Origin of the sequence: Bacillus sp. BS1807G30 (assembly GCF_040047675.1) — a bacterium.
Classification (GTDB): domain Bacteria; phylum Bacillota; class Bacilli; order Bacillales; family Bacillaceae; genus Bacillus; species Bacillus altitudinis.
In genome coordinates this window covers 1303175-1319843 of the sequence record NZ_CP157353.1, presented here as the reverse complement: position 1 = coordinate 1319843, position 16669 = coordinate 1303175, and the positions used below count along the sequence as shown (strand labels likewise).

At 40.3% G+C, this 16669-nt stretch carries 14 protein-coding genes; 4 read left to right on the top strand and 10 right to left on the bottom strand.

Going from position 1 to position 16669, the window contains the following annotated elements; translation table 11 throughout:
- Positions 1 to 40 precede the first annotated feature (40 nt).
- The gene (locus ABG082_RS06745; protein WP_008356877.1) at positions 41 to 502 is read left to right on the top strand and encodes a YkyB family protein; all 462 of its coding nucleotides are present in this window, start codon (positions 41 to 43) and stop codon (positions 500 to 502) included.
- A gap of 87 nt (positions 503 to 589) precedes the next feature.
- Here ABG082_RS06745 and ABG082_RS06740 read toward each other — a convergent pair whose 3' ends face one another.
- From ABG082_RS06740 to ABG082_RS06730, 3 genes are all read right to left on the bottom strand, one after another.
- On the bottom strand, positions 590 to 1498 hold the full coding sequence (locus ABG082_RS06740; RefSeq protein WP_008348035.1) for a chemotaxis protein: 909 nt from the start codon (positions 1496 to 1498) through the stop codon (positions 590 to 592).
- Between the two features lie 73 nt (positions 1499 to 1571).
- Complete coding sequence (locus tag ABG082_RS06735) at positions 1572 to 2882, bottom strand: MFS transporter (RefSeq protein WP_342494661.1); 1311 nt, start codon at positions 2880 to 2882, stop codon at positions 1572 to 1574.
- 125 nt (positions 2883 to 3007) lie between these two features.
- Positions 3008 to 3547, bottom strand: coding sequence for an RDD family protein (locus ABG082_RS06730; protein ID WP_007498690.1), 540 nt, complete (start codon positions 3545 to 3547; stop codon positions 3008 to 3010).
- 300 nt (positions 3548 to 3847) lie between these two features.
- Here ABG082_RS06730 and ABG082_RS06725 point away from each other — a divergent pair, with 300 nt between their 5' ends.
- A complete protein-coding gene (locus tag ABG082_RS06725) occupies positions 3848 to 4000 on the top strand; it encodes a hypothetical protein (protein WP_017367142.1) in 153 nt (50 codons plus the stop codon).
- A gap of 65 nt (positions 4001 to 4065) precedes the next feature.
- On the opposite strand, the gene ABG082_RS06720 is transcribed toward ABG082_RS06725, so the two are convergent.
- Positions 4066 to 4950: a cation diffusion facilitator family transporter gene (locus ABG082_RS06720; RefSeq protein ID WP_039169114.1), complete on the bottom strand. Its 885-nt coding sequence runs from the start codon at positions 4948 to 4950 to the stop codon at positions 4066 to 4068.
- 294 nt (positions 4951 to 5244) lie between these two features.
- Here ABG082_RS06720 and ABG082_RS06715 point away from each other — a divergent pair, with 294 nt between their 5' ends.
- Positions 5245 to 6417 (top strand): aminotransferase A, encoded by a 1173-nt coding sequence (locus tag ABG082_RS06715; protein ID WP_348936698.1) that lies wholly within the window; start codon positions 5245 to 5247, stop codon positions 6415 to 6417.
- A 25-nt stretch (positions 6418 to 6442) separates the two neighbouring features.
- Here ABG082_RS06715 and ABG082_RS06710 read toward each other — a convergent pair whose 3' ends face one another.
- Positions 6443 to 8269, bottom strand: a complete 1827-nt coding sequence (locus ABG082_RS06710; RefSeq protein WP_008348043.1) for a PAS domain-containing sensor histidine kinase — start codon at positions 8267 to 8269, stop codon at positions 6443 to 6445.
- 156 nt (positions 8270 to 8425) lie between these two features.
- Positions 8426 to 10552: a penicillin-binding protein 2 gene (locus ABG082_RS06705; RefSeq protein ID WP_144625932.1), complete on the bottom strand. Its 2127-nt coding sequence runs from the start codon at positions 10550 to 10552 to the stop codon at positions 8426 to 8428.
- Positions 10553 to 10888: 336 nt separating this feature from the next.
- Between ABG082_RS06705 and ABG082_RS06700 the strand changes: the two genes are divergently transcribed.
- Positions 10889 to 11686, top strand: a complete 798-nt coding sequence (locus ABG082_RS06700) for a CAP domain-containing protein (protein ID WP_048003071.1) — start codon at positions 10889 to 10891, stop codon at positions 11684 to 11686.
- A gap of 114 nt (positions 11687 to 11800) precedes the next feature.
- Here ABG082_RS06700 and ABG082_RS06695 read toward each other — a convergent pair whose 3' ends face one another.
- From ABG082_RS06695 to splB, 4 genes are all read right to left on the bottom strand, one after another.
- Positions 11801 to 12673 (bottom strand): NAD(P)-dependent oxidoreductase, encoded by an 873-nt coding sequence (locus tag ABG082_RS06695; RefSeq protein ID WP_348936697.1) that lies wholly within the window; start codon positions 12671 to 12673, stop codon positions 11801 to 11803.
- Positions 12674 to 12686: 13 nt separating this feature from the next.
- Positions 12687 to 13472 carry an SDR family oxidoreductase gene (locus ABG082_RS06690; RefSeq protein WP_317329087.1) on the bottom strand — a complete coding sequence of 262 codons (786 nt, stop codon included), beginning with the start codon at positions 13470 to 13472 and terminating at the stop codon, positions 12687 to 12689.
- 76 nt (positions 13473 to 13548) lie between these two features.
- A complete protein-coding gene (locus ABG082_RS06685) occupies positions 13549 to 15510 on the bottom strand; it encodes a methyl-accepting chemotaxis protein (protein WP_035392234.1) in 1962 nt (653 codons plus the stop codon).
- A gap of 115 nt (positions 15511 to 15625) precedes the next feature.
- A complete protein-coding gene (splB, locus tag ABG082_RS06680; RefSeq protein WP_007498710.1) occupies positions 15626 to 16654 on the bottom strand; it encodes a spore photoproduct lyase in 1029 nt (342 codons plus the stop codon).
- Positions 16655 to 16669: the final 15 nt, after the last annotated feature.

Sequence of the window (16669 nt, the reverse complement as noted above, 5' to 3'; positions counted from 1 at the left end):
ATACTAAGCACAGGAAGACGAAAGACAAAGGAGAGAAAAAATGGACGATTATGCTCATACTAAAGACATAGAACCTACAGCAGAAAACATCGCAAAAGCCATTTATACTGTTAACCGCCATGCTAAAACCGCACCAAATCCCAAGTTTCTTTATCTTTTGAAAAAACGTGCGCTGCAAAAACTATTGCAAGAAGGTAAAGGAAGAAAAGTGGGCCTACATTTCTCTAACAATCCCAAATATAGTCAACAACAGTCCGACGTGCTGATTGAAATTGGAGATTATTATTTTCATCTGCCACCAACTAAAGAAGACTTCGAATTTTTGCCACACTTAGGAAATTTAAATCAATCATATCGCAATCCAAAAGCGAATATGTCATTAAATCGAGCGAAACAAATACTTCAAACGTATGTCGGTTTAAAAGAAAAACCTGCCGCCACAAAACAAAAATCACATTATACAAAACCCGTCTTCAAACGGCTCGGGGAAAGTTATTTTTAAACAGAAAAACCACTCAAAGCGAGTGGTTTTTCAGATTATTGACAAAGTGCTAAAATGTTGTTTATTTTAGCTCTTTGTCTTTTTTCTTTAGATAATAAAATGATCTACTTTTTCAATCAACTGATGAATTTCTGGTTTACTAATTTGATCATCTGCACCGATGGTTTCCCCTTTATGACGCAGATCGTCCGTAATTAATGAAGAGAAAATGAGAATTGGAATGGACTGTGTTAAAGGATTGTCCTTCAGCAGCTTTGTTAATCGATGTCCATCCATTTTTGGCATTTCTATATCTGTAATAATCATATCAATTTCTTCTGTCACACTAATGCCTTTACTGACAAGATCCATGACATGGTCATATGCTTGTTTTCCATCTTCAAAGGTCACAATGTTTTTATAGCCTGCCTCGGTTAATTCATTTGTTAATAAGCGCATGAGAAGCGGAGAATCTTCAACAACATACAGCTTCTTCCCTGTTCTTCGCTCGTCTTTCTCACCGTCAAACATATGATATGTGTCTACGCCAGATGCGGATTCAATATCATAGATGATTTTTTCGTAATCTGGAAGGAAAATCATTTTCTCGTCAAGCTTGATGATTCCTGTTAAATGACGGTCCATTCCTTGATTGAGTGCAGTTGGTTTTTCAATCTCTTCCCAGCTGACGCGGTGAATTTGTGATACCGTTCCTGTATGGAACACAAATTTCCGTTGGTTGAATTCAGTCACAATGTATTTCTCTTGTTCTGACTGATCTGACTCGACATTAAAAAAGGAAAATAGATTGATGACTGGTAAAATCTCGCCTCGTAAACTAATCATCCCTTCTACATCTTGGTGAGAGTGCGGTACAACTGTCACCTCAACTGGCTGAATAATTTCTCTTACTTTCATGACGTTAATGCCGAATTGATTTGAACCAATTTCAAACTTCACAATTTCCAATTCATTAGTACCAGAGTCAAGTAAAATTTCTTGTTTGTTTAAAGCCACGGAAATCCCTCTATTCTTCAATATAAGATTGTACTTTTTATATCGGCAGCATGGGTAAAAAGTTGACGTTTCTTTACGCTTTCTCTCGCACGAATTGATGAATCACAAGTCCTATGGCTGCAAGGATGAGCAAAGACCCTAATGCAAGACGGCTTGCGAGATTCCCATGTGCTGCAAATAGAAGTGTGACGGAGCCATAAATGATGGGACCAACAATTGAAGACACCTTTCCTGAAAACGCAAAGAGACCAAAAAATTGTCCTCGTTTTTCTTTAGGCGTCAGCTCAATAATGAGGATTCGTGATGATCCCCAGCTTGCGCCAAGTGAAATTCCAAATAAACTGCCTGCTACCCAGAAGACCCATTCAGTTGTCGCTGTCACAGCTAGAATGAGCGCCACAATTAAAATGACATACACGACTGTAATCGAGCGCTTTGCCCCGATGGCCTTTGTGACATATCCGAATAGAAACGAGCCAATGATACTTGAAATCGTGGACACAAGATACAGCAAAATAAATTGACCTGCCGTAAAACCAATGATAATTTTTGCATAAACAGCCATCATCGCAATCGCTGTCTGTAACGCATCATTCATAAAAAAGAAAGCGATCATAAAAATAAAGGCCGGTTTGTACTGCTTCATCTCTTTAAACGTACGAATAATCTCTTTATACCCGCTAAAAAAAGACGCCTTTTTCTCTTGCTGCGGCAGAGGGTGGGGGTCCTTTATAATAAAGAGAAAGGGCAGAAAAAAGAGAAAGAATAAAAGGGCTGTCGGAATGAACGCTCCATGAAACTGGTCATTTCCTACAAGTAAATAAACAGAAAGGCCGACAAGTGTACCTAAATAGCCGACAGCAATACCGAATCCAGAAATGAGGGGGATTTCATCCTTTGTCCCAAGATCGGGCAAAATGGTGTCATAAAAAACAAGACTAGAGTGATAGAAAAATTTGGCGATGACGAACAAGGTAACCACCACCAATAAGGAGACAGGAAGACCAAACCATTCGCTTGAGAAATCAATCCCAGCAAAGATCCCCATCATAAAGGTACAGGCAATACAAATCAGGGTAAACACCGTGATATACCGCTTCTTTTTCCCTGTACGATCAATCAGCACACCGTATAAAGGCGTAAAAATGACGAGGAAAAAGCTTGCAAGTGCGTTCGCATAAGATATAAATGTACTGGCGATTTGATCCATCCTCGCACTGTCGCCTATCGTCTCCTGTAAGTAAAATGGGAAGAAAATGGTGATCATATTCGATGAAAATATCGTATTTGCAAAATCATACAATGCCCAGGCCAAAACAGGTGCGGTGAAAAAGAGCCCGAAGCTTGCCCCTTTTTTCTGAACAGTCATTTTCCCTCTTTTCAATAGATTGACTCCCTTCTCTGCTTTTATTTTCACTATCATTCTACTTTATGTGACGTTTCCCTCTTCCATACAAGCAATCTATACAAAAAGCACCCCTTACTATTTAGCAGAGGTGCTTCTCTTCATTATTTCTTTACGACAATGGTACTTGCAATCAAGTCGTGAAGTGCTTGTTTTTTTTCTGTGAAAAACGCAATGATGTAGCCAATGAATAAGATTGGAGACAAAAAGCCTTTTGCAAAAAAGCGGCCTGTCGCGCGCCCGAATGTTATTTTTCCACCCGTTACTTTTGTCACTTTGATGCCAAGAGCCATCTTGCCAAGAGTTCCTTGCAACTTTGATGATTCCATGATCGCATAATAAAGCCAAGTCACCGCGATACCGATTAAGGTCGTTACGCCATAGAAAAAGAGAAGGCCCACAATGACTGCCCATTCTTCATCCGTGATCACCGTTGAAGAATAGTAATAGCTATCATCATACATTAAAAATGCCGCCTCAGGGCTTGAGACAAAAAAGAGTGTTGCGAGAATAAATACAATGATTGAAAATGGTACACTAATAATGACACCGTCTAAAAGATGAGCAAGAAAACGATAACCTACTCCAGCTAGTTCAGGATGTTTTTCTTCTTGAATAGGTGCTTCTGACATGTTTGTTTCCATCCTATTTCTCCTTTATTATGTATGTTTTCTATAAATTTCTTATAATCATTCGTTATTATATCTTATGAATATCGCAAGATCAATGGAGCTTTACATTTTTACATGAATTTTAGATCATCTTTCAATGATGATTTATGTGAATAAATACTGAAAATTCACAGAAATTATGGCACATCTAGTTCTTTCAACGCCTAATTTTTTAACATTTTGTGATATTTTCCTCTCATTTCGATTCTTCTGTTGACAATCACGTTTCACATGGTACAATAGTCAAGGATTTTTTAAAGAAAGGTGTTCATGATGGGAACTGTCGTACTATTAAAGAACAACGAAATGACTGTGATTGAAGATATTTGCGAAGCTGATTTTTTAGATATGAAACATGGTTTATCTAATGAAGATGCTGCTTATATCTCTTGGTATGAAGATTACGATACTGCTTATGGATATTGATTTCATTTCATAGATGAAGCGTAAAAAAAGGCGATACAACCTTCAAAGAGGTGGTATCGCCTTTTTTACGTTTGTGTGCTTCTTTCACTTTCAGGTTCTACATGAATAAAGATTTGTGCATGCGGAAACGCCTGCTGAATGTTCTCTTCAATTCGATCACATAATTGGTGAACATCTTCAATGGTTGTTTTTCCATGAACAATCAAATGAAAATCAATATATTCTTCAGCACCGGATCGTCTTGTTCGAAAGTCATGATATTCAATGAATTCTTGACTAAATGTTTGAATGATGCCCTCTATCGCTTGTTCTTCTTCCGGGGTTAACCGGGCGTCGACAAGCGGCGGGAACGCTTCCTTCATGAGTTTAAACGCTTCACGCATAATATAGAGCGCTAGCACCATTCCAATAATCGGATCGAGGAAATACCAGTCCGTTAATGCAACAAGCAATAAACTAATGGCGACCCCTAGTGACGTAAACACATCTGTTAAAAGATGCAGCGCATTCGATTTCATGGCAACAGAATGTACTCGCTCTGCCTCTTTGTTCACAACTCTCGACACAACAAAATTGATAAGTGCGCCGATCAGCATGACCACAATACCAAGTACCGGCAGTTTAACAGGCTCTGGATGCATTAATTTATGAACACATTCATAAATGATCCAAATCCCAGCAACAAAAATCAACAAAGTTTCAATCGTTCCAGAAATATTCTCAACTTTCCCATGTCCATAAGGATGTTTTGAATCTGCCGGCTTTCTTGAAATACGAACAGAGATAAATGCAATAAAAGAGGCCATTAAATCGAGAAAAGAGTGAATGGCTTCTGATAAAACCGCAACAGATCCAGTTAGCACCCCTACAATGATTTTAAGGACCACAACAAACGTATTACTCATGACGGATAAAAAGGCTATTTTCGATGTCTTTGCTGATTGATCCATCTATTATCGTCCTCCTTCAGGAGATCGTATGCCTGTGAAAGCAATTCCCATGACTTGATTCTCTCGTTCTTTCAGTTTATACCGTTTTGCCTTATTCTAATCATCATAAGCAGAGCTGTATTTTCCGAGCAGGTTACGCTATAATAAATGTTGCTCTTTCTTCATCTATCACTCATGCTGTGATGGATAGGAGAATAGACTACATATAACGATATCCGAAGCCTTTCCGCAGGTGACATTTATGCAGTGAATGGTAAAATAGGATAAAAACATAAATTTTTAAGGTGATGAGAAATGGAGCATTTGCTGAATCCAAGAGTAAAGGATATTGAAATTTCAGGCATTCGAACATTTTCAAATCTCGTATCTTCATATGAGGATGTCGTTTCATTGACCATAGGTCAGCCCGATTTTTATACGCCGCATCATGTCAAAACAGCTGCCAAAACAGCCATTGACGAGAATTTCACCTCGTATACTCATAACGCTGGATTTTTAGAGCTAAGACAAGCGATCCAGCAATACATCAAAAAGAAAGTCCATCTTGATTATGATGCAGAGACAGAAATCATTGTGACAACAGGTGCGAGTCAAGCAATTGATGCTGCGTTTCGAACCATTTTGACTGAAGGCGATGAGGTCATCCTGCCAGGCCCTGTGTACCCTGGCTATGAACCGATCATTCGGATGTGCGGTGCGGTGCCCGTGCATATTGACACAACAAATGCCGGTTTTAAATTAAATGCCAAGCTGATTGAAGATGCATTAACGGAAAAGACAAAGTGTGTTGTCCTTCCATACCCTTCAAATCCAACTGGGGTCACGCTATTAGAAGAAGAATTGAAAGAAATTGCACAGCTTCTTGAAGGAAAGGATATTTTTATTCTATCTGATGAAATTTATAGTGAGCTGACATTTGATCGTCCGCATCATTCCATTGCTTCTTTCTTAAAGGAACAGACGATTGTCATCAATGGACTGTCAAAATCTCATAGCATGACCGGATGGAGACTCGGCTTTTTATTTGCTTCCGCTCCTATTGCTAAACATGTATTAAAAGTACATCAATATAACGTGTCTTGTGCCTCGGCTATCTCACAAAAGGCGGCACTTGAAGCAGTGACAAATGGTGTGGATGATGCACTGATTATGAGAGAGCAATATAAGAAAAGGCTCGACTATGTATATGATCGACTCATTTCTATGGGGCTTCCGGTCATTAAGCCTTCCGGCGCTTTTTATATTTTCCCTTCCATTGAATCGTTTGGGATGAGTTCATTTGATTTTTGCATGGAGTTGTTAGAAAGTACAAAACTTGCGGTCGTACCTGGTTCTGCTTTCTCTTCACTCGGAGAAGGATATGTGCGCCTTTCCTATGCATATTCACTTGAAACGTTAAAAGAAGGACTAGACCGTCTCGAACAATTTGTACTTGAAAAGCGTTCCATACAATCAACAGATGGATGAAACAACGGCTCTCTTGCCGTTGTTTTTATTTTGCGGGAAACATGATGTGAAACACAGTCCCTTTCTCTGGGTGGCTATCTACCCGGATGGTTCCGTTGTGATTTTCTAAAATATTAAATGTCACCATGAGCCCAAGCCCTGTTCCCTTTTCTTTTGTCGTTAAAAAAGGTTCACCGATCCGCTTCATGACCGATTCAGGAATACCAATTCCTTCATCTCTAATCGTGACAAGTATCCCTTCTTTTTCGGCTTTGGCGGTAATGTCTACCTTCCCTCCGTCCGGCATGGATTCGACGGCATTCTTGATTAAATTGATAAATACCTGCTTCAGCTGGTTTTGATCCCCATTCATCAGGAGATCCTCCTCAATATCACTTGTGTTCATCAAAATTCCATTTAAGTTGGCCTGTGTTTCTAACAGAGCGGTGACTTCGCTAATGATTTTTTTCAAATCAAGCGTCTGCATGGATGCCGTTTGCTGCGGCTTCGCAAGCATTAGTAGCTCACTTAAGATGATTTCAATCCGGCTCAGCTCAGAGAAGACAATTTCAAAATATTGATCACGGTCTTTTGTTTTTGGTTTAATGAGCTGTAAAAAGCCCTTAATCGCCGTCAGTGGATTCCTTATTTCATGTGCAATGCCTGCTGCCAATTGACCTGCGATTGATAATTTTTCAGAGCGCAGCATAAGTTCTTCTGTCTGTTTTCGTTCAGATATATCTCTTAAAATAATTTGAACGGCTGTTTCACCAAAAAATGTGGTAGGGATACAAACCATTTCTGTATAAATCAACCGGTGTTTAAACGTATGGCAGCTCATCGTCACAATCTCAGAATCTGATGCTCTTTCGATAATACGTGATAAGCTCTTTTTGACTTTTTGCTGATCACATGAATGGATTTGATGAAAGATATCTTTTCCGATTAATTTATCGTAATGTTCGGCTTCAAATAATTTAATACCTGATTCATTCATAAATACCCATTTATGATCGTGGATGACGGCAATGGTATCAATCGAATTTTGGATAAGCAGTTGATACCGCTCTCTGCTTTTTTGAAGAACGGTTTGAAATTTTTTACGGGAAGAGATGTCCACTAAGAGTAAAAGTTCTGCCCGTTGATTTTGATAAATTGCCGGAGATGACTTCACCTCAATATGAATCATGCTCCCGTCTTGTCTTTTCCATATTTGTTCAATCATTCCGACTGGAAGGCCTTGCTGCAGTCTGTTGATTCGGCTTCTCACAATGTCATGGTACTCCTCGGCAATAAAATCAAACGCAGACTTGCCGATCATTTCATCTTTTGTACATACACCCATTAATTGCAGCATCGCATCGTTGGCATACACAATTTTCCCAAGCGCCGTAATACATAACGGATTTGGCAGCATGGCAATCAGATTTTCAGCTTCACTGACATCTTGGAAAGCCGGTAGACTGCCTAACGACTGTTCTGACACTTCTGTTGGTTGAAATGCTGCTTTTTGAGGCTCTGTATTCATTACCCTCATTTTCAGGATCATTTCTCTACTCAAATCGTTGTCTAACCCATCACAAGCAACAAAATCAATGCTTGCTTCTACCCATACAGCTGTAAGATCACTTCTAAGCAGTCTAAAGTGGCAAATCTCTAACATGTGCTGATTATAGAAATAACTTTCGACGAGAAATTGATCTTCGGTATGAACAAAGTCTTTCAAAAAACACCCTAGTAAATCCTTTTGTTCATAGAGCAAAAGCTGCTTACAATTGGAAGAAATGTAGAGAAAGCGGCCATTAGAAGAAAGAACGGCATGTAAATCAATATTCGAGTACAGCTGATTCGAATCTTTCATTTTTTGTTCCATCGTCGTCCGACCCTCCTTTAATTTTTTTAGGGTTGTCCTTAGTTTGATGTATAAAAAGGATTCGCTAGAAAAACCGTATTTTCCTCCCAATCTCGTGTGAAACGTCCATATTTTCAGCAAAAAGGGAGCACTTTCTCTTGCTGTGCTCCCTGCTGTTTATTGCTTTTCATATTTCTTTTGTAATTCAACGTACTTATCAACAATTTTACTTGGAATGGTTTTAATGACAGGATCTTTATCTGATACATACGGTGTGACGACACTAAATGCCACTTTCGGATTGGAAGAAGGATAATATCCTCCAAAGGTTAAATTGTACGTGGCATTCCCCCACCAGCTCCGGTTGGCACCATAGTAGAAGGTTTGGGCTGTACCCGTTTTCCCTGCAACATCATGCTGACCGAACCGGCCAGCGGCAGTCCCGCCTGTTGATGTGACCATTTTTAGTCCCATTTTGACGCGGTCGATATCTGCTTTCGAGTTGTTAATGGTGTTCAGCACCTTCGGCTCATATTTCTTCACAACAGGACCTACTTCTTCCTTATTCGTTGGAAAGTGAACACTTTTCACCACTCTTGGCTGAATACGGTTACCTCCATTTGCGATGGTCGACATGTATTGTGCAACTTGAAGTGGTGTATACGTGTCATACTGGCCAATCGCTTCATCAAGTAAGAGTCCGCCGACTGTCTTAGGATGCGTCTGCATTCCGCTTGATTCCTGCGGCAAATCGATGCCTGTTTTTACGCCAAGACCGAATTGCGCATAGTAGTTTCTCATTTTTTGTAAATGTTCAGGTCTTGCCGGTAACGGGCCATTCTTTTGGTAGGTGATTCCTGCCATTCTCATCGCTACTTGGAACATGTATACGTTGGAACTCTTTTGAAGAGCCTGAAGGTCGTTGACCCATCCAAGGTCTTTGTAAGACTTTTTCGGTTTCCCTCCAGTTCCTGCAAAATAGAGACCAGTATCCAAATAGGATTGGTTGTGTGACATGCCATCTTGATAACCAGAGAGGACAGTAGCTCCTTTGACAACAGAGCCCATTTCATACTGAGTCGTAAATGTACCGATTGCATAATCTGTGACGTCTCTGCCGTCCATTTTCTTCCCTGACATCGCGAGAACATCACCTGTGTTAGGGTCCATCATCACAACAAAGGCACGGTCCATCATATAGTTTCTTGCACTAGCGGATCTTAGCTCTGATTCAACGATTTTGTCGACTTCCTTTTGCAACTCCATATCAAATGTGAGTGCAAGGTCAAGTCCTCTTCGTCCTTCTGTCCGCTTGATTTCATCAAGCAGTTTGCCGCCGACCTGTGTATATTGAACAGTTGCTTTTTCTGGATTGAGAAAATCCTCATATTGATATTCTAAATAACTTTTTCCTACTCGATCATTTCTCGAGTAACCTCTTGCCATATAGTAATCTTCACGCTCTTTTATAATGCCTTGCTCTGGGGTGGTGACACCGCCAAGGACATTATAGAGGGTTTTTTCATACGGATATTTCCTTGTCCAGTCATTGATGACATTTACACCAGGCAGTTCATCAAGATGCTCTGATACAAGTGAGATCTCTTCGTATGTCAAACTTACGGATGATGTCTGTTTTGATTCTTTTGTTTCATCGAGTAAAGCAACTTTTTCGTCCCCTTTTTTCTCTTCGTTCGGGTCCATTGCTTTCACGACTTGAGGTTCAAAGGCATATCCGCCTGTAAACCTGCGATAGATCGCTGCAACTGCTTTTTCCTCATCATCTTTTTCGATCGCCTTGACTTCTTTCTTAGGCACACGCTCTACTTGAAGTGGATAGACATCTTTTGCTTTAAGATTCTTTTGCTCTGCTTTTGAAATGAGCTTATCCGCTTCTTTCGGGTGGCTGGCCAGCCAAAAATCTCGAATGTCACGCTCTCTCAAAAAATCTGTATCCATTTTTATATAAGTCGCAAGTTTTCTTGCTACTTTAATCTTATCCTCCGCTTTCACACCGCTTTCTGATGTATAAACGATGGCAGGTACACTTTCGTTATCAACAACGACTCTTCCTCTCGCGTCATACATTTTTCCTCTTGGAGACGGGTATGATGCTGTTTTGACCTCAGTTCGGTTGGCTTGCTTTTTATAATCCTCACCATTGACGATTTGCAGCACACCGAGCTTGATGACAAGTCCAGCAAATAAACTAAATACAGCGAAGAAAAAGAGATTAATTCTCCAGGCGTTCCGGCGCTTCATTTTTTTCTGCTCGGCAGCACCTTGATGCTGTTTCTCTCCCACTTATGTAGCTCCTCTCATCCTTTCAATCTTTTACAATTACCACTCATTATTGTAACACTTTTGTAATAGTTGTTACAGCGAAACAAGTGAAAAAAAGCTGTCAATCCCTATTCTGCAAAAAAATATACTAACACTTTAAAATATTGGTATGTTTATGTCGTTTTCTTTAAATAGAAAGATTCTCCATTCATTGATATGAAGAGACTCTTTCTATGACTTTAACAAAAATGACAAACGGGCGTTGTCAATGGAGGATGCTGGTACGTTTATAACAAAAAGTCCATGTTATGATTTTCTGTGAGAAAACAAAACAAAGATTTTAGGAGGAGTTACAAAATGAAAAAGAAATCATTCATTTTTTCAGCGCTGACAGCTGCTGCATTGATCACGTTCACTGGAGGGCATTCAGCTGATGCGAAAGAGCTTAACCTGAAACAAGTCATAAACGTACAGCATCAAGCCATTGATCTTCATACATTAGCTGCAAAATTACATATCTCTTCAGATGTAAACAAGCTAAGCACTTCAAATCAAAAAGAGATCGAAGCTCTATTAAACAAGCTGATCAAAAGTGGTCAACCTGTTACTGGTACAAAAGTGGTGAAAGAAGTTAATAAAGCAAAAAATGAGCAAAAACAAGAATCAGTGAAAAAACCAGCTGCTTCTAAACCAAGCACACCAGCAAAACAAAACACAACGAACAACAGCTCAAAATCTGATCAAAAAGACACAACTGCAACAAAAGCAGACAGCAGCTTAAATGCATTTGAACAAGAAGTGGTTGAACTGACAAATAAAGAGCGTGCAAAACAAGGCTTAAAAGCTCTTTCTGTTGATTCTAAATTAAGCAAATCTGCTCGCGCTAAATCACAAGATATGAAAGATAAAAACTATTTCTCTCATACAAGCCCAACTTACGGATCTCCATTTGATCAAATGAAGCAATTTGGTATCACGTACAAAACAGCAGGTGAAAACATTGCTCAAGGTCAAAGATCACCTCAAGAAGTAGTAACAGCTTGGATGAACAGTGAAGGTCACAGAGCGAACATTTTAAACAAAAACTATACACATATCGGTGTAGGTTATGTGAAATCTGGTAACTACTGGACGCAGCAATTCATCGGAAAATAAGATCAAAAAAACCTGTCTCTATTTGGGACAGGTTTTTAATTTGTCTTCTTTTTTCAGCCATGTGAGGGCTTGTTTACACGCTACAAACTGTTCCACCTAGGCGGGGCAGTTTTTTTATTTCACCCATAATTTATAGATGCTTTGTGTTCCGCTGTTTTCTTCGCCCTGTTCGCTGAGCTTTTCATATAATGACTTCGCTAGTGAAAGGCCTGGCATCTCTTCTCCCATCAGCTCTGCTTCTTCAAGTGCAATGCCCATATCCTTGATAAAATGCTTCACATAAAATCCTGGCTCGAAATCACCTTTCAGCATTCTTGGCGCAAGGTTTGACAAAGACCAGCTGCCGGCTGCTCCTGTTGTGATGCTTTTAAGTACCTGCTCTGGATCAAGTCCTGATTTTTCGGCATAGGCCATTGCCTCAGCCACACCTACCATCCCTGCTGCGATAGCAATTTGGTTACACATTTTTGTATGCTGACCACTTCCTGCAGGTCCTTGATATTGAATATTTTCTCCCATTTGCTGAAATAGCGGCAGGCACGCTTCATAGGCCGCTTTTTCTCCACCAATCATGATGGCCAGCGTGCCGTTTTGGGCTCCAACGTCTCCGCCAGAGACCGGCGCATCTAATGCAAATAGTCCTTTTTCCTTCGCTTTCGTTTCAATTTCTTTTGCCAGCTGAGGTTTCGATGTGGTCATATCAATGAGGTATGTACCAGGCGCAGCATGTGTCACGAGTCCATCTTCTCCTAAATAGACTTCTTCTACATCTGATGGATACCCGACCATTGTGATGACGGCATCTGCCTCCTTTGCGATCTCCTTTACGGTCGATTTCCAAAGAGCACCTTTTTGAACCAATGTGTCTGCCTTTGCTTTTGTTCTTGTATAAACGAGAACTTCGTAGCCAGCATTCATTAAATGCCCTGCCATACTACGTCCCATTACACCGATTCCAATAAAACCAACTGTTTTGATTTGTGCCATCAAGAATTCCTCCTTATAGAGACTTTGTCAATCCACCATCAATGATGAGGGTTTGACCTGTCATATATGTATTGGCTTCAGATAAAAGAAAAGCCGCATATGCTGCAAATTCCTCTGGCTGTCCGTAACGGCCCAGCGGAATCATACGTTCAGCTTGTGCTTTGATCTCTTCAACCGATTGTTGCTCCTCTTGTGCACGGTGTTTGTCCAACTGTTTCACACGCTCTGTTTCAATTTTCCCCGGGGCTAAGGTATTGATCAAAATACCATCTTTGGCAAGCTCCTGGGCAGCTGTTTTTGTCCAGCCGGTAACGGCCGGTCTAAATGTATTCGACAGCATCAAGCCTGGGATCGGTTCTTTGACCGACATAGATGCAATATTTAACACTCGTGCACCTTGTTTTTTTAAATACGGCAAGGCTTCTTTTAATAACCGAATATAGCTGAGTAAATGAAGCTGAAATGATTCCATCCAATCTTCATCCGTTAAGGTTTCAAGTGTTCCTGTTTGAGGACCGCCTGTATTGTTCACTAGTATATCAAGACGTTTTTCATCACCAGCTGCTGCGACGACAAGCGCTTTAATTTGCTCGGCATCAGATACATCACATACTTGATACGTCAGCTTCCCTTTTACAAGCGGGGATAATTCTTTGACCGCTTCTTGCAGCGTGTGCTCATGTCTTCCCGAGAGCATCACATCTGCTCCCTCTTTTGCAAGATGAAAGGCAATGGCTTTACCGATACCTTGACTGCTTGCAGCGACCAATGCTTTTTTTCCAGATAGATTAACATGCATGTTGGCACCCTCCTCTGTTCATATTTTATCATACAAAAAGAACCTTGCTCACATGGCAAGGTTCTTTTCTGCAAGATTATAGTTTAAACCGATTGACTGCCTGACGCAGTGCCTGACTTGATTCGTTCAACATTTCTGTTGAAGTTTTCGTTCTTTCTAAAGCTTGTACTTGTTCGTCTGTGGAAGCATGTACTTCCTCAGCTGAAGCGGCGGATTCTTGTGAAATGGCCGCTATACTTTGAATGGAATCATTCATTTTCTGTTGTTCTTCAGTCATTTCATTGATTTGTGTATGAATGCTGTCAATGGAGCCGACAAGTGCCTGCATTTCCATTGTGATACTGCTGAGTGCCTCTCCTGTTGAATTGATGGCATCACCTTGTTCTTCATTCATTTTGCTTGCTGCTGTCATCGCTTCAGCTGCCTTTTTCGATTCATCTTGAATCAGTTTTACGGTTTCACTAATATGTTTCGTTGATTCCGCAGATTGTTCAGCCAGCTTTCTGACTTCTTCTGCAACAACAGCAAATCCTCTTCCGCTTTCTCCTGCTCTCGCTGCTTCAATACTTGCATTCAGTGCGAGTAAATTCGTTTGATCTGAGATTTCAGAGATCGCTGTTACGACGTTTTCAATATTTTTCGTTTTATGCTCAAGGTCAAGCAGCATTTGCTCTACCTTCTTCGATTCTTCATTCGCTTGTGTTGATTTTTGGACGAGCAGACCAAGAGCATCAAGTCCTCTATAGCTTGCATCTTCCGATGATTTTGAGTTGGTTTGCATTTGCGTGGCAAGCTCACCCATATGACGAACTTTTTCATACAAATGCTCTGATTTTTCATTAATGGTTTCCGCTTCTGATGCTTGTTTCGTCGCTCCTACAGCGACCTCTTGAATAGCCGTTGCAATCTGTTCACTAGATAGCAAGGTCTCGTTTGAAATTTGTGTCACTTCATCCGTTGATTTCACAACCTGATCTGAAGACTCTTTCACTTTTTCAATTAAATCCCTGATGCCTTCAGTCATTTGATTAAAACTTTTCGTAAGGAAACCTATCTCATCCTGTGACTTCGACTCAAGCGAGCTGGTTAAATCGCCTTCAGACACTTTACGAACATGCTCGATGAGGCGTTTAATTGGTGTTGTAATGCTTCTAGCCAATAAGTAGCTTAGAATCATGGCAAGTATAATGGCAATGACAGAAATAATGATACTTGTCTGATTCATTTGTTCAGTGATCCAAAGAAGTTTCTTTTTCTCGAAGCTCACACCGATCGTCCAGTTTGCCTCTTTAATTTTTGAGATGACGGTCAGCTGTTTGTCATCATCAATACCCGAGTTGTCGATCGCTTTTTTCACAGAAGCGACTTTTGAGATATTTTTTCCTTGCTCTGTTGGATGTGCCAAAATGGTCCCTGTGCCGTCAACTAAGAAAGCCGTTCCCATATAAGGAATCTTTTGTTCTTTTATATAAGACTGAATGGAAGCCAGTTTCAAGTCAAGTCCAGCGACACCGACTACTTTCCCGTTTCGTACGATCGCCTTCGTGGCTGAAACGACCATTTCATTTGTTGCTTTATCAATGTACGGATCTGTCCATAGGACTTCGTCAGGCTTTTCAGCTGCTTGAATATACCAGTCTCGTTTAGACGGATCATACCCTTCACCAAAATCGGACTCCGGGAAAGCGAACATTTTACCATCACTTGTTCCTATATAGGCAAGCGAGATGAGTTCATCCTGCTCCTGCAATCCTTTTAATTCATCGTTTTCAAATGCCAATGTCTGCTTTGTTTGTTTCTGTGCAAAATCTTCAGTAAGTGTACTTGTTGCCAATTTGTTAATCGTATCACCGTAATTCTCAAGCTTTAGTGCTATGATGTCTCTCATGCTTTCTGCCGTTGCTGCTGTCGTTGTTTTCGCATCTCGTTCAATCAATGGTCTTAATACTAAATTGGAACCCACTTGAACTGCGACAACGGTTAAAATTAAAATAACTGAGATGAAAACAGCTATTCTCACTTGAAGTTTCTTAAACATCTCATCACCCCTACATCCTACTTTCGCATCTTAATGTGTATATCGGCAAAATTGGTACCGCATTCAATAGTTGTAAGAAAATTTAAATAGAAAAAACAAGCCATAATGACTTGTTTTAAGTAAAATATTCAATTTTTGCAGACGGAAAGTACTGTTCGATATATGATTCTAATGTCTGTCTAAGTTCTTGTTCTTCATCTTTTTGATAGATATATTTTCCAATTCCATATCTACCCCACTTATATCTTCTCTTTTCTTCATCTAGTTCTAGTTTTGTTTTCGGATAGTTTTTTTGGATGACACGCTTCGCCGGTTTTGTAAAACGGTGCTGAATCATTTCAAAGGTGATATCTTGTCTCACTTCTTCAGGGAGAGCTGCATCGAGTTTTTCAAATAGGACTTTATAGCCCTCTTGCCACCCTTCATGAATGTAAATAGGGGCAATAATAAAGCCAAGTGGATAGCCTGCTTTTGCTACCTTTACAGCCGCTTCAATCCGCTGATCGAGTGGTGATGTTCCAGGTTCGAAATATTTAATGACATAATCGGCATTGATACTAAAGCGGAATCTTGTTCGCCCATTGTGTTTTGCATCTAACAAATGGTCTACATGATGAAATTTCGTAACAAAGCGCAGTTTGCCAAGATCGGTTTGACCAAAGTATTCAATCGCTCGTTTGAGTGTGTGAGTCAAATGGTCAATTCCTACGATATCGGATGTACATGAAGCTTCAAATCGCGTGATATCAGGTGCACGCTCGTTCATGTACTGTTCAGCCTGATCTAATATCTCTTCTACATTGACATATGTGCGAATGTACGGCTTACTCCCCATCGTCGTTTGCAGGTAGCAATAATGGCAATGCCCCATGCATCCTGTCGCAAACGGAATGGCATACTCTGCAGATGGTTTAGATGTATCAAATTTCAAGGTTTTTCTCACGCCGATAACGAGCGTCGATTTTGCATTACGGTACTTTTGCAAGTCATTTTTCCCCGGAATATTTCTCACTTGGTTGTGTGACGTTGTTTCTCTAATTTCAATTCCCATACCTTCAAACTTTTCTTTCAGCTCTTGTCCTAATGGGTACTCTAGCGCCCGAGGTTCAATATACACAAGCTGAGGAACGAACGGTTTGATCATATTTAGCACATCCTT

Excerpts from the sequence above, each read along its gene's own strand:
- ABG082_RS06745 (WP_008356877.1), top strand. The coding sequence starts at position 41 with ATGGACGATTATGCTCATACTAAAGACATAGAACCTACAGCAGAAAAC.
- ABG082_RS06715 (WP_348936698.1), top strand. The coding sequence starts at position 5,245 with ATGGAGCATTTGCTGAATCCAAGAGTAAAGGATATTGAAATTTCAGGC.
- ABG082_RS06730 (WP_007498690.1), bottom strand. The coding sequence starts at position 3,547 with ATGGAAACAAACATGTCAGAAGCACCTATTCAAGAAGAAAAACATCCT.
- ABG082_RS06700 (WP_048003071.1), top strand. The coding sequence starts at position 10,889 with ATGAAAAAGAAATCATTCATTTTTTCAGCGCTGACAGCTGCTGCATTG.
- ABG082_RS06685 (WP_035392234.1), bottom strand. The coding sequence starts at position 15,510 with ATGTTTAAGAAACTTCAAGTGAGAATAGCTGTTTTCATCTCAGTTATT.
- ABG082_RS06695 (WP_348936697.1), bottom strand. The coding sequence starts at position 12,673 with ATGGCACAAATCAAAACAGTTGGTTTTATTGGAATCGGTGTAATGGGA.
- ABG082_RS06725 (WP_017367142.1), top strand. The coding sequence starts at position 3,848 with ATGGGAACTGTCGTACTATTAAAGAACAACGAAATGACTGTGATTGAA.
- splB (WP_007498710.1), bottom strand. The coding sequence starts at position 16,654 with ATGATCAAACCGTTCGTTCCTCAGCTTGTGTATATTGAACCTCGGGCG.
- ABG082_RS06710 (WP_008348043.1), bottom strand. The coding sequence starts at position 8,269 with ATGGAACAAAAAATGAAAGATTCGAATCAGCTGTACTCGAATATTGAT.
- ABG082_RS06720 (WP_039169114.1), bottom strand. The coding sequence starts at position 4,950 with ATGGATCAATCAGCAAAGACATCGAAAATAGCCTTTTTATCCGTCATG.
- ABG082_RS06690 (WP_317329087.1), bottom strand. The coding sequence starts at position 13,472 with ATGCATGTTAATCTATCTGGAAAAAAAGCATTGGTCGCTGCAAGCAGT.